Origin of the sequence: Streptomyces sp. NRRL S-350 (assembly GCF_000719705.1) — a bacterium.
Taxonomy (GTDB): Bacteria; Actinomycetota; Actinomycetes; order Streptomycetales; family Streptomycetaceae; genus Kitasatospora.
In genome coordinates this window covers 1-224 of sequence record NZ_JOHO01000242.1, presented here as the reverse complement: position 1 = coordinate 224, position 224 = coordinate 1, and the positions used below count along the sequence as shown (strand labels likewise).

Genomic DNA, 224 nt, shown 5'->3' with positions numbered 1-224 from the left:
ACAGAGACGTTGGACGTGGCGGTGAGTGATCAAGCAGGTGGCGAGGCCGAGGAAGGCTTCGTGGATGTCGTCGCGTCGTTCCCAGCGGATGCGAAGGCGGCGGAAGCCGTGGAGCCAGGCGATCGTGCGCTCGACGACCCAGCGGTGGACGCCGAGGCCTGATCCGTGGGGAACACCGCGGCGGGCGATCACCGGCTTGACGCCCTGCTTCGACACGAGCCGTC

General features: G+C 68.3%; 1 protein-coding gene. It reads right to left on the bottom strand.

Annotated features, from left to right (window positions below):
• Nucleotides 1-224, bottom strand: a 224-nt coding sequence (locus IF30_RS0140740) for a transposase (protein WP_030248468.1), incomplete at both ends; no start/stop codon positions are given.